The organism is Comamonas halotolerans (assembly GCF_030162935.1).
In the GTDB taxonomy this organism is placed as follows: Bacteria; Pseudomonadota; Gammaproteobacteria; order Burkholderiales; family Burkholderiaceae_C; genus Comamonas; species Comamonas halotolerans.
In genome coordinates this window covers 45,805-58,000 of record NZ_JASAUZ010000067.1, presented here as the reverse complement: position 1 = coordinate 58,000, position 12,196 = coordinate 45,805, and the positions used below count along the sequence as shown (strand labels likewise).

At 49.4% G+C, this 12,196-nt stretch carries 10 protein-coding genes; 9 read left to right on the top strand and 1 reads right to left on the bottom strand.

Going from position 1 to position 12,196, the window contains the following annotated elements; genetic code table 11:
- The first annotated feature begins 16 nt into the window (after positions 1-16).
- The 6 genes from glyS (at position 17) to QEP11_RS16865 (ending at position 8,033) form a co-directional block, all read left to right on the top strand.
- Positions 17-2,131: a glycine--tRNA ligase subunit beta gene (glyS, locus tag QEP11_RS16890; protein ID WP_284337818.1), complete on the top strand. Its 2,115-nt coding sequence runs from the start codon at positions 17-19 to the stop codon at positions 2,129-2,131.
- A gap of 119 nt (positions 2,132-2,250) precedes the next feature.
- Positions 2,251-3,681 (top strand): oligosaccharide flippase family protein, encoded by a 1,431-nt coding sequence (locus QEP11_RS16885; protein WP_284337817.1) that lies wholly within the window; start codon positions 2,251-2,253, stop codon positions 3,679-3,681.
- A complete protein-coding gene (locus QEP11_RS16880) occupies positions 3,665-4,771 on the top strand; it encodes a glycosyltransferase (RefSeq protein WP_284337816.1) in 1,107 nt (368 codons plus the stop codon). Before QEP11_RS16885 ends, QEP11_RS16880 begins: the two co-directional genes overlap by 17 nt.
- Positions 4,772-4,844: 73 nt before the next feature.
- Positions 4,845-5,765 carry an EpsG family protein gene (locus QEP11_RS16875; RefSeq protein ID WP_284337815.1) on the top strand — a complete coding sequence of 307 codons (921 nt, stop codon included), beginning with the start codon at positions 4,845-4,847 and terminating at the stop codon, positions 5,763-5,765.
- Between the two features lies 1 nt (position 5,766).
- The gene (locus QEP11_RS16870) at positions 5,767-6,909 is read left to right on the top strand and encodes a glycosyltransferase family 4 protein (RefSeq protein WP_284337814.1); all 1,143 of its coding nucleotides are present in this window, start codon (positions 5,767-5,769) and stop codon (positions 6,907-6,909) included.
- On the top strand, positions 6,906-8,033 hold the full coding sequence (locus QEP11_RS16865) for a glycosyltransferase family 4 protein (RefSeq protein WP_284337813.1): 1,128 nt from the start codon (positions 6,906-6,908) through the stop codon (positions 8,031-8,033). The genes QEP11_RS16870 and QEP11_RS16865 overlap by 4 nt, the downstream gene beginning before the upstream one ends.
- Here QEP11_RS16865 and QEP11_RS16860 read toward each other — a convergent pair.
- Positions 8,030-9,094 carry an MraY family glycosyltransferase gene (locus QEP11_RS16860; RefSeq protein ID WP_284337812.1) on the bottom strand — a complete coding sequence of 355 codons (1,065 nt, stop codon included), beginning with the start codon at positions 9,092-9,094 and terminating at the stop codon, positions 8,030-8,032. The genes QEP11_RS16865 and QEP11_RS16860 overlap by 4 nt on opposite strands.
- Before the next feature lie 153 nt (positions 9,095-9,247).
- On the opposite strand from QEP11_RS16860, the gene argB reads away from it, so the two are divergent.
- The 3 genes from argB to QEP11_RS16845 all read left to right on the top strand — a co-directional run bounded on the left by argB (position 9,248) and on the right by QEP11_RS16845 (position 12,169).
- Positions 9,248-10,138 carry an acetylglutamate kinase gene (argB, locus tag QEP11_RS16855; RefSeq protein ID WP_284337811.1) on the top strand — a complete coding sequence of 297 codons (891 nt, stop codon included), beginning with the start codon at positions 9,248-9,250 and terminating at the stop codon, positions 10,136-10,138.
- A 189-nt stretch (positions 10,139-10,327) separates the two neighbouring features.
- Positions 10,328-11,050, top strand: a complete 723-nt coding sequence (locus tag QEP11_RS16850; protein ID WP_284337810.1) for a response regulator transcription factor — start codon at positions 10,328-10,330, stop codon at positions 11,048-11,050.
- 39 nt (positions 11,051-11,089) lie between these two features.
- Entirely contained in the window at positions 11,090-12,169 is a 1,080-nt protein-coding gene (locus tag QEP11_RS16845) for an ATP-binding protein (RefSeq protein WP_284337809.1), read from the top strand.
- The last annotated feature ends 27 nt before the right edge of the window (positions 12,170-12,196 follow it).

Sequence of the window (12,196 nt, the reverse complement as noted above, 5' to 3'; positions counted from 1 at the left end):
CGGCGACCCAAATACTATGAACGCATCGAATCTTCTGGTTGAACTGTTTGTTGAAGAGCTACCACCCAAGGCTTTGAAAAAGCTGGGTGACGCTTTTGCTGGCGTGCTGTTTGACCAGCTCAAGGCGCAAGGGCTGTTGGCATCGACGGAATCGCGTCTGACGGCTTATGCATCCCCCCGACGTTTGGCTGCACACATTACGGAAGTACTTCCCCAGGCAGAGGACAAGGCCGTATCGCAAAAGCTCATGCCCGTTTCTGTGGGCCTGGATGCTGAAGGCAAGGCCACGCCCGCATTGATCAAGAAGCTGGCTGCGCTGGGCGCAGATGCATCTGCGGTGACGGGCTTGCTGCGCCAGGGTGGAGGCAAGGCCGAAGCACTCTTTTATGCCTCGACAGTCAAAGGCGTGCAACTGACGGATGGCGTGCAAAAGGCACTGGATGAAGCTTTGGCCAAGCTGCCGATTCCCAAGGTCATGCGCTATCAGTTGCAAGACGGCTGGAGCAGCGTGCACTTTGTACGCCCAGCCCATGGTCTGGTGGTGATGCACGGCACTCAGGTGCTGATTGGTGTGAAGGCGCTGGGGCTTACGGCAGGGCCTGCAACCCATGGCCACCGCTTTGAAGCGACGGTTGAGCCTGTGGTGATCCGCAACGCGGACAGCTATGCCGAACAGCTGCGCGAAGAAGGTGCAGTGATCGCCAGCTTTTCAGAGCGCCGTGCGGACATTGTGCGCCAGTTGCAGGCGGCTGCCGAGCGTGTCGGCGGAGGTGTGCGCCCCATTGAAGATGAGGCTTTGCTGGACGAGGTGACGGCGCTGGTCGAGCGCCCCAATGTGCTGATCTGCGAATTCGAAAAAGAATTCCTGAACGTGCCACAGGAGTGCCTGATTCTGACCATGAAGGCCAATCAGAAATACTTTCCGCTGTTGGACGCACAAGGCAAGCTGACCAACCAGTTCCTGATCGTCAGCAACATCCAGCCGCAAGATGCGTCTGCTGTTATTGGCGGCAATGAGCGTGTGGTGCGCCCGCGTCTGGCAGACGCCAAGTTCTTCTTTGATCAAGACCGCAAGAAAACCCTGGAAAGCCGTGTCGAAGGACTGGGCAAAGTGGTCTATCACAACAAGCTGGGCACGCAAGGCGAGCGCGTGGAGCGCGTGCGAGCGATTGCCAAAACCATTGCGCAGCAACTGGGCGGCGATCAACTGGTTCAGCAGGCTGATCAGGCCGCCATGCTGGCCAAGACGGACTTGGTGACAGACATGGTGGGTGAATTCCCCGAGCTGCAAGGCACCATGGGGCGTTATTACGCCCTGAACGATGGCTTGGACATGGCCGTGGCTGATGCCATTGAAGACCACTACAAACCCCGTTTTGCCGGTGATGATTTGCCCCGTGGAGATGCGGGCGTGGTCGTTGCCTTGGCCGACAAGCTGGAAACGCTGGTCGGCATGTTCGGTATAGGCAACCTTCCCACCGGTGACCGTGACCCCTTTGCTTTGCGTCGCCACGCGCTGGGTGTGATTCGCATGCTGGTGGAAAAGGACTTGACGCTGGACTTGCACGCTTTGCTCAAGAGCGCAGTTCCTGCGTTTGGCGACAAGATTCAAGACGCCACAGTACAACTGGAAGACTTCTTTTTCGACCGTCTGTCAGTTAGCCTGCGCGAGCAAGGCTATACCGCGCAAGAGGTGGAGTCTGTGCTGGCATTGCGTCCCCAGCGCTTGGCTGACGTGCACAAGCGCCTGGAGGCAGTGCGCGCCTTTGCAGCCTTACCGGAAGCACCAGCGTTGGCCGCAGCCAACAAGCGTGTGGGTAACATCCTCAAAAAGGCGGAAACTGCTGTGCAGGCGCAGGTCAACGAAGCGTTGTTGACCGAGCAAGCCGAGAAGGATCTGTACGCTGCCTTGCAGTTGGTTGGGCCCAAAGCACAGCAACAGTTTGCGACAGGTGATTACACCGCGAGCTTGCAAACATTGGCAGCATTGCGCGCTACGGTAGATGCTTTCTTTGAGCATGTCATGGTCAATGCGGAAGACGCGGCACTCAAGGAGAACCGCCTGGGCTTGTTAGCTACGCTGCACGAAGCCATGAATCGGGTGGCTGATCTGGCGAAGTTGGCTGCCTAAGCGTTTTTTCGTAAAAAAAGGAGATGCTTTGGGTATGCATCTCCTTTTTTTTGAATTCTTCAATAACGAAAATCTTTGATTGAGAGATTGTTGTTATTTACCTGAATTGAGGACTGAAATTGGTCATTAATCAAATATTTCAGTACTTTATCTCCAAAGCAGTTCCGGGTGTTATTAATTTTTCTGCAATTGCACTATATACAAGAATTCTTACGCCTCATGATTATGGAATTTACTCCATTGCGCTAATAACATCAAGTTTTTTGGCACTGGTGTTTTTTCAATGGGTTCAGCTTTCCTTACTTCGGTTTTATACTGAAAATGCTCATCAGAAAGATGAATTTATTAGAACAATTTTTTATTGCTTTTTAATATCGGCGATACCATTATTATTTGCTGCGCCAGTAATTTATATATTTGTTCCATCGCTCAATTCGTGGACGCTATTGGTGCTGATTTTTGCACTGGCGCTGTCCCAAGCTTGGTTTGATCTCATGTCCGAGATTGCTCGCATAAATCTCAAGCCCATGCGTTATGGCGCTATGGCTTTTATGCGTTCTGTGCTGAGCCTGTCTGTAGGTGGCTTGATTGCTGTCATGGGAGGGCACTACTATGGGCCACTGTCCGGGCTTCTTATGGGCTCCTTTGCGGCGGCGTTGATTTTCGGGGGGCAGTACATGCGAGGGCGTTTGAATATATGGACAGGTTCGCGTATGGATATTGCCTCCTATCTGCACTACGGACTTCCGCTTACATTGACTTTTGCATTGGCTATGGTGATTGCAGGAACCGATAGGCTGATGATCAGCAGTCTCATGAACGAGGCTGAAGCAGGAAGCTATGCAGCCAGCTTTGACTTCATCTGGCAGTTGATTACTCTTGCAATGGTTGTCATTAATTTAGCTGTTTACCCTCTTACACTCAATGCTTATGCAAAGCATGGCGATGCCGGTGCTTTGACCCAACTAGCCCGTAATGTGCCATTGCTGTTGGCTATCTCTTTGCCATTGGCATGCGCCCTTGGTGTACTGGCTCCTCAGTGGACAGAGCTGGTGCTTGGTATTGAATTCAGAGATGCGGGCCGTACTATTGCTCCGTGGATTGCCGTCGCTGCAGTCCTGGCAGGAATTCGGGCGTATCACTTTGATCTGGCTTTCCAGATAAAGGCACGTACCAAATATCAGGTGTTGATTGTAGGTATGACTGCAATCTTGAATATTAGTTTGAATTTTTGGCTTATTCCAATCTATGGAGTTATTGGCTCGGCTTATGCCACAGTGATTGCATATGCATTTTCATTGTTCTTGAGTGCAAAAATGGGTGGAAATTTCTTGAAGATACCTTTTTTCAATAAAGAAACAGTACAAGTACTGCTGGCAAACCTTATATTTTTCATGCTTTTGCTTGCCTGTGCAAATTTAAGTGGATACTTGTTTTATGTTGCATCAGTTGTGAGTGGCTTGCTGTACTTTCTGGCTTTGATAACAATGAACTTCATGGGTAGCAGAACCCATCTATGTAAAAAGGTGAGTTATGCGAAAGACGTCTGAAAAAATAGCTTTATTTGTACCCTCATTAGGTTGCGGTGGAGCAGAACGCGTCATGGTTTTGCTGGCAAATGGTTTAGCGGAAGAAGGGTTTGAAGTTGATTTTATTGTTGTTAACTCAGATGGGGTGAACTCATCTTCTTTGTCGGAAAAGGTGAATTTGATTAATTTTGAGAAATCACGTGTAATCAAATCTCTTCCAATATTTATTAAATATCTTAAACAAGAAAACCCGAGAGTTTTAATTTCAGCTTTGGATTATGCAAATGTCATTGCATTGCTTGCAAGGAAAATTTCAAGATCTACAACAAAAATAATTGTTACTGAGCATAGCACTTTGTCGGCTGCAAACCAAAAAGATTTTAATTTGCGAACTTGGATATTACATTTTCTTATGAAATTGACATATCCTGGGGCAGATCAGGTTCTCGCAGTATCGCAGGGCGTTGCAGATGACTTGGCAGATGTTTTGAGTTTGGATAGGTCAAAAGTTGGAGTGGCTTATAACCCTGTGGTAACTGATGAGCTAAAAGAATTATCAGCAGAGAAGGCGCAGTGGCCTTGGGAGAGATATGAGGGGAGTCCATTTGTTTTAGCGACTGGTCGACTGGTCGCGGCAAAGGATTTTTCAAACTTGTTAAATGCGTTTGAAATACTAAAAAAGAAAATACCAGCTAAGCTCGTTATCCTCGGGGAAGGGGAAGAGCGCGGGTTGCTGGAAGACATAATTACTCAAAAGGCATTGACGAAGGATGTTGTACTGCAAGGCTTTGTTAAAAACCCATATGCATGGATGGCATCGGCCGATCTTTTTGTGATGTCTTCTCGATGGGAGGGCCTTCCTACCGCTTTGATAGAAGCGATGGCATGTGGAGTGCCTGTTATCAGCACGGATTGTCCTAGCGGACCAAAGGAAATCCTCGAAGATGGTAAATGGGGAAAGCTGGTCCCGGTTGGAAACAGTGCAGCCTTAGCGGAGGCTATGGAAGCTGCAATATTAAATCCTGAAAAAATACTAGTAGAAAAAAGGGCTCAAAATTTTAGTGTCAGAAATTCTGTTTTGAGATACATTGAGTTTGTTAATAAATTATAAAAAGCATAAAATGATGAAATTAAATATTAATAGATTCTATGACTTTTTGATTTTATCATTGTTTATTGTTTTTATGATGTCTATTCCTTGGGTGGATGTCTACGAGTCGATATATTCCGTTCCCTATGAGGATCGTAGCGTTTATCTTAAATATTTCCTTTTTGAGGAAAGTGTTCTTGATTATGTTGTTTTCTCAGGGGTAAAAGACTACTTTATACATGAATTTCTTTGGCATTATTTGATTGGCCACTTGTTGAGGTTGAATTTTGAAATTGAGTTTATATTTTATTTTATTTCATTCTTCTCACTATTGAGCGCAGCATTTTTTATTTTGAGGTTTGGCAAACCCTGGATGTTGTTGTTGTTGATAAATCCTCTTTTAATTGATTTTTATTTTTCTCAACTCAGATCTGCTTTGGCCGTTTCATTGCTTATGTATGCGTATCTGGCCAAAGATAGATTTAAAATAATTTCTCTATTTTTGGTGTTTTTTGCGATGATGGTTCATACGGCATCATTTTTGTTTGTTATTTTTTATTTGTTTTTGCTTTTTATGAATAGAATTGTATTGTTTTTTAATCTGTCTAAAATTTATTATTTCATGGCATTGCTAATTTTTGGTGCAATAGTTTCTCTGGCATTAGGTCCTTTGAGGGAATGGATTTTGATGCTTATAGGAGATCGTCGGGCTGAATATCCAGATATGCAAAGCTCTTTTTTGTATTCTACTTTTTGGATTATTTTTCTTTTTTGGATGATTTTGAATTATAAATATTTGATGGATGATGTGATTAATGCGTATGTTTTTATTATTTTGTCTGTGGTGGCATTTAATACATTGCATGGCGGATACTCAACACGTTTTTTGGCTGCAGCATTTCCTTTGATCGTATTAAGTGTATTTAATTTTAAAGGACTTTGGAAAATATCCATCGTAACTTTGTTTTTTTTCTATATATGTGCGCAGTGGTTGTTTTGGCTGAGGTTCTTATAAAATGTTAATTCTCCATGTGATTACAAGTCTTGAAGATGGCGGTGCGGAAGCAGTGCTATTCCGTTTGTGCACCGCAGACAATACGCACACACATAGCGTTATATCGTTGATGAATCTGGGTAAGTATGGCCCTTTGCTGGAGGCAAGGGGCGTTAAAGTCCATACACTGGATATGCCTGCGGGGCGCTTGACCCTTCAAGGTCTTAAACGCATGTGGAAATTGCTGCGCGAAGCTAAAAAAGAGTATGAACAAAAAGATTTGGCTATTCAGACCTGGATGTACCATAGTGACTTGGTTGGTGGAGTAGTCGCCAGGGTTTCTGGTATCAGGAATATTGTCTGGGGGATCCATCACAGTATCCTGGAAAAGGGGAAAACCAAGGCATCGACGAGATTGATCGCCAAAATCAATGCTGTGCTCTCCCATTGGGTTCCTGAAATCATTGTCTGTTGCGCAGAAAAATCTCGAGCTATTCACGAAGAGATAGGTTTCTCTTCGCGCAAAATGAAAGTCATCCCTAACGGCTATGACCTTCAGAAGTTTGCTCCAGCCCCCGTTGAAGCAAAGCATTTGAGGCAACAGTGGGGAATTGCCGAAAACATGCTTTTGTTGGGCATGGTAGGGCGCTTTGATCCGCAAAAGGACCACGACAACCTGTTTAAGGCATTGGCGCTTTTGAAGAAGCAGGGCTTGGAGTTTCGGTGTGTGCTGGTGGGAAGAGGCATGGGCGATGCCAATCAGGAGATCAGGAGTCTGTTGCAGCACCATGACCTGGAAGAGCGCATGCTCTTGTTGGGACAACGCAATGACATCCCTGCAGTGATGAGTGCACTGGACCTGCATGTGCTCTCCAGTTCTGCTGAAGCCTTTCCCAATGTGATCGCTGAAGCCATGGCTTGCGAGACACTTTGCGTGACTACGGATGTAGGTGATGCCGCTTTGATGGTGGGGGGTACAGGCTGGGTGGTTCCGCCAAGCAATCCGAAGGCCTTAGCAGATGGTATTCAAGACGCTGTGTCTGCCATGGCGCAGACCGAAGCCTGGCTCATGAGAAAGGCTGCCGCCAGAGCCCATGTGTCAAAAAAATTCAGTTTGGATCGTATGCTTGCATCCTACGGTGATGCATGGGAAGGTCGCGTGTGAAATTAGTTTTGCTTGGTACGGTTGCTGCCAGTGTGTTTAACTTTCGCACGGCGCTCATCAGGGAGCTGGTAGCGAGAAATCACACGGTATATGTCTTCTGCGTGGACTTTGATGATGCTTCTCGCAAAAGGGTGGTAGAGCTTGGAGGCATACCTGTGGACTACTCACTAAGTAGGGCAGGGATTAATCCATTCAGAGATATCTCCGACACTTGGAAGTTGTACAAAAAATTGAAAAATATAGCCCCCGATGTGGTGCTTTCCTATTTTGTTAAACCGGTCATATTTGGATCCATTGCCGCAAGAATGGCTGGTGTTTCTCGCAATATCGGCATGTTGGAAGGCCTTGGCTATGTTTTCACCGATCTTCCGACAGGGTTGACGCGCAAGCAAAAAGTTCTGCGCAGGGTGCAATTATTTCTTTATCGTCTTGCCTTTCCGGGGCTGGATCACCTTATTTTCCTGAATCCAGATGACGTCACCGACTTATTGAAGAACAATGGGCTAAGGGTCAAGAAGGTCAGCATTCTCGGTGGAGTCGGTGTAGATCTAGAAAAGTACACACGGATCCCAGTGGATTCCAAAAAATCACCCTGCTTCATTTTTGTAGGCAGACTTTTGGCGGAAAAGGGCATCAATGAATATGTGGCCGCCGCTAAAAAGGTGAAGAACTTGTATCCGCACGCGCGCTTTGTAGTTCTGGGGGGGATGGACGAGGAAAACCCGGGCGGGCTTTCACGCCAGGAGCTTGATGAGTTGATTGCTTCGGGTGTCGTTGAATACCCGGGGCATGTCAGCAGCGTCGTTCAGTGGTTGGCGGATAGCAGCGTCTTTGTGCTGCCATCCTATCGTGAAGGGGTTCCGTGCAGCACGCAGGAGGCAATGGCGGTGGGGCGCGCAGTGATAACTACCGATGTTCCTGGCTGCAGAGAAACTGTCATTGATGGCATCAATGGGTTTCTGGTCCCGCCTTGGAATGCAGATGTATTGGCAGAGAAAATTATCTTTTTGATAAAAAATCCCACCATGGTAGTCAGGATGGGAGAGCAGAGTCGGCGTATTGCACAAGAGCGGTTCGATGCCAGGAAAGTTAACGATCGCCTGATCCAAATACTGCTTGATTAGTCACGGTGTGACGGTACCCAGTGGAAGAAAGCCAGCTTGCTGTAAAACGCCAAATAACAGAGCACACTGATGAAAAAGCTACCGACGGCCAACCACTTGTTCTGATAGGTAAAGATCGCTAAAACACAAGGAACAGCCGCATATACCCACAGAAAAGGCGAGGTGAGTCCATTTTGTATGGGTTTGGAAAACCTGGAGAACACCTTTTTAGCCCAGCGCTTGTTGGCCAGCATATGCAAATGCACGCCATCGGGCTGGCTGGGGTGGTAGCCTTCGCGCATTGTTTTTCTTATAAAGCTGAAACCCACCTCGATAATGGGGTAGGAGCAGATCAGCAGGCTGGTCCAGGGTGAAACAGCTGCATTGCGCTCTGGAAGCAGGACGGCAATCCAGGCGAGCATAAAACCCAGGAAATAGGCGCCACCATCACCGAGAAAGATTTTCCCGGAAGGCCAGTTGACGATGAAGAACCCTGCCACTGCACCTGCAATGATAAGGCAGGTAAATGCCAGGGGAATATCTCCAACCTGGCGTGCAATAAAGCCAAAGGCAGCCAGCATGATGATGGCCGTGCCAGCCGTCAGACCGTTGAAACCGTCGATGATGTTAATGGCATTGGCCACGCCACCCACAGCAAAAGCGGTGAATACGACGGAAATAAGGGTAAAACTCAAAAGCCAGTCGATGCCCCAGATATCAACATGGGTCAAAGAAGTGCCAGTAATTCCCCAGCCGAGCACGCCAGAGGCCATGGTTGCGAGCAGCCGAGTTTTGACGGAAACCTTTTTAGTTACGTCTTCAAGCAGTCCAAAAAGAAATGCAGGCATCCCGGCTAGCAAGATGGTGTTCAAAATGGCACGCTTTTCAGCGGCAGCTACGCCATGGCTGGATGCGAAAAAGCCGGCTAGAACACCCGCAACGATGCCAATACCAGCAATACGAGGCGTAGGAGCTGTATGGAACTTTTGCAAACCTGTCGTTGTGTCAGTGGTGAAGGCGCCATGCCACCTCTTGGTCAGAACCAGGACCAGGCAGGTAAGGAAGGAAGTCACGAAAGCCATGAACGCGTCGAACCTGACGAGTTCTTGAAGTGGCACTGTAGTGGGGAACATATATATGTGCTGTTTTCTAGGTATGCACTTGAACCACATCCGCTGCGGCACAATGCAGGGATTGTTTTACCCCATTGTCCCACTAAGAGCTGACAGACAAAGATGACAACCCTCTCTCACATCACCCCCCGCGACAAAGCTGAAATCCTCGCTCAGGCGCTTCCCTACATTCGCAAGTTCCATGGTAAGACCATGGTCATCAAGTATGGCGGCAATGCCATGACTGATCCTGCGCTGCAGGCAGACTTTGCGGAAGATGTGGTGCTGTTGAAGCTGGTGGGTATCAATCCGGTGGTGGTGCATGGCGGGGGGCCGCAGATTGAGACTGCTTTGAACCGACTGGGCAAGAAGGGCGAGTTTATTCAGGGCATGCGTGTGACCGACGAAGAAACCATGGAAGTGGTGGAGTGGGTGCTGGCTGGTGAAGTGCAGCAAGACATCGTGGGCCTGATTCACCAAGCAGGAGGCAAGGCTGTTGGTTTGACGGGGCGTGATGGCGGTTTGATTCGCGCCAAGAAGCTGAAGATGGTGGACAACAAGAACCCTGCCATCGAGCATGATGTGGGGCAGGTGGGTGACATTGTGGCCATTGACCCCAGTGTTGTTAAAGCGCTGCAAGATGATGCCTTCATTCCTGTCATTAGCCCCATCGGCTTTGGCGAGGAGAACGAGAGCTACAACATCAATGCAGATGTGGTGGCCAGCAAGTTGGCCACCGTGCTGCAGGCCGAGAAACTGGTGCTGTTGACCAATACGCCCGGTGTGCTGGACAAGGGTGGTAGCTTGTTGACTGATCTGACAGCGCGCGAGATTGACGGCCTGTTTGCTGATGGCACCATTTCGGGCGGCATGCTGCCCAAGATTTCAGGCGCTTTGGATGCAGCAAAGGCCGGGGTGAATGCGGTGCATATCATCGATGGGCGTGTGCCGCATGCGATGCTGCTGGAAATTCTGACCGATCAAGCCTACGGAACCATGATCCGTAGTCATTAAAGAAAAACGCTGAGCGTCACCAGACCTCAGCGTTTTTTTATGTCGCAGCTTTCTGGGCATAGGTATCGAGTGGCAAAAATTTACTAATATCTCCCGATAGATAAACAAGAGGCAGTTTCGTGCGCATGCTGCATGCATCTCAAGCAGGTGATTCATGTGGCAAGGCAGAGGAACACAAGGGGGCGTGAGATGCGGCTTTTGCTGGTTGAAGATGATTTGATGGTGGCCAGTGGCATGAAGCTCGGGTTGAGCGATGCGGGTTATGCCGTTGACTGGGTGAGTAGTGCAGAGCGGGCATTGGATGTGTTGGCTCAGGAGTCGTTTGATATTGCAATTTTGGACATTGGCTTGTCCGGTATGGACGGGCTCGAGCTGCTCAGTCGCATGCGCGGGAAAACCATGCCTTGTGCTGGTATGCCTGTGCTCATGCTCACTGCGCGAGATGGCTTGCACGACCGCGTGCGTGGGTTGGATCTTGGAGCTGACGACTATATGGTCAAGCCCTATGAGCTACCTGAGCTTCTGGCACGCTTGCGTGCATTACTGCGGCGCTCACAAGCAGCCAACAGTGCACTGCTGAGTTTTGGTCCTCTGGCGGTGGATACGGCGGCACGAAGCGCAGGTGTGTGGACAGGGGGGCAGGAAGGCCTTGGCGAATTGCAAAACATTGACCTGGGCCCGCGAGAGTGGACAGTACTGGAGTATTTGCTTGTTCATGCCCCGAAACCCGCAAGCAAAGACAAGTTGTTGCAAGCCCTGACGGGCTGGGACAAAGAAATTACGCCCAACGCCGTGGAAGTCTATGTCTCACGCTTGCGCGCCAAGCTGGAGCCTTATGGTGTGGCACTGCGCTCCATTCGAGGCTTTGGCTATCGCCTGGACTTGTTGCATCCTGAGGTGGCTGCTGCCTAGCGGAAGGCACTGGCCAATGTTCGCGGCGACCATCCCTCTATGCTGATACCAGTGTTTGCGCACAAACGCTTGGTGGCTTGGTTGCTGCCCATGGTGCTACCTATCTTGGGCTTGGTGCTGGCGGCAGCATGGCTGGGCTATGGCGTAGCCGCATATTCGGCGCTGCATACCCAGGCGCCATTCAAGCTCGGAAATCTGCTGATGGCTGTATGGCCCGCTTTGCTGGCATTGCTGTTCACGGTGTTTATGGTCTGCCTTGCAGTGGGTAAAACCTTGCTGCCCTGGGCCAGGCTTGCACAAACGGTGCAGACACGCTCTGCCAAAGATTTGCAACCCATTGAGATGGTCGCGGACGCGCCCGCGGAAGTGCTTGCGATGGCTGAAGCAATCAACCGCTTGTTAGTGCGAGCCCAGGCAGAGCGCAATGCGCAGCAGCGTTTCATTGCGGATGCTGCACACCAGTTGCGCACTCCTTTGGCGGCCTTGCAGTCGCAGGTAGAAGCCTGGGCATTGATGGCACATGCTTCTCCTGGAAAAAGCATTCACCTGCTCGCAGAGCAGGTCGATCAGCTACGCAAGGCATCGCGCAGAACTACGCAATTGGCCCATCAGCTGTTGGCGCTGTCTCGTATTGACAGTGGTTTGGGGCAGGGAGAGAGTGCCCAGCGCGTGGATCTGAAGAGTTTGTGTGAGGCGTTGCTTGAGTCTTTTTTATCCAGCGCCCTGGACAAAGGCTTGGATCTCGGGCTGGAGGTCGAAGTGGCCCACGTCTCTGGTCACGAATGGTTGTTGCGTGAATTGATTGGTAACCTTTTGGATAACGCGATCAAATACACGCCGCAGGGCGGGCAAGTGACATTGCGATGTGGTCGGCGGACTACTGATTCAGGCCAGGTGCGCGTGTACGTGGAGGTCGAGGATGATGGCCCAGGCGTGCATGAGGGTGAGTACACACGTTTGACGCAGCGCTTTTACCGCGTACCTGGAGCAGTTGCAGAAGGCACAGGCTTGGGCCTTGCCATTGCAGAAGAAATAGCGCAGGCGCATGGTGCAACTTTACGTTTCAGTTCTGGTGCCGCGCAGCGTGGAATGAGAGTACAACTGGTGTTTGCTGAGTAGCAACTTAGGGCTCTGTGAGTCTGACAA

Excerpts from the sequence above, each read along its gene's own strand:
- glyS (WP_284337818.1), top strand. The coding sequence starts at position 17 with ATGAACGCATCGAATCTTCTGGTTGAACTGTTTGTTGAAGAGCTACCA.
- QEP11_RS16880 (WP_284337816.1), top strand. The coding sequence starts at position 3,665 with ATGCGAAAGACGTCTGAAAAAATAGCTTTATTTGTACCCTCATTAGGT.
- QEP11_RS16875 (WP_284337815.1), top strand. The coding sequence starts at position 4,845 with ATGATGTCTATTCCTTGGGTGGATGTCTACGAGTCGATATATTCCGTT.
- QEP11_RS16870 (WP_284337814.1), top strand. The coding sequence starts at position 5,767 with ATGTTAATTCTCCATGTGATTACAAGTCTTGAAGATGGCGGTGCGGAA.
- QEP11_RS16860 (WP_284337812.1), bottom strand. The coding sequence starts at position 9,094 with ATGGCTTTCGTGACTTCCTTCCTTACCTGCCTGGTCCTGGTTCTGACC.
- argB (WP_284337811.1), top strand. The coding sequence starts at position 9,248 with ATGACAACCCTCTCTCACATCACCCCCCGCGACAAAGCTGAAATCCTC.
- QEP11_RS16850 (WP_284337810.1), top strand. The coding sequence starts at position 10,328 with ATGCGGCTTTTGCTGGTTGAAGATGATTTGATGGTGGCCAGTGGCATG.
- QEP11_RS16845 (WP_284337809.1), top strand. The coding sequence starts at position 11,090 with ATGCTGATACCAGTGTTTGCGCACAAACGCTTGGTGGCTTGGTTGCTG.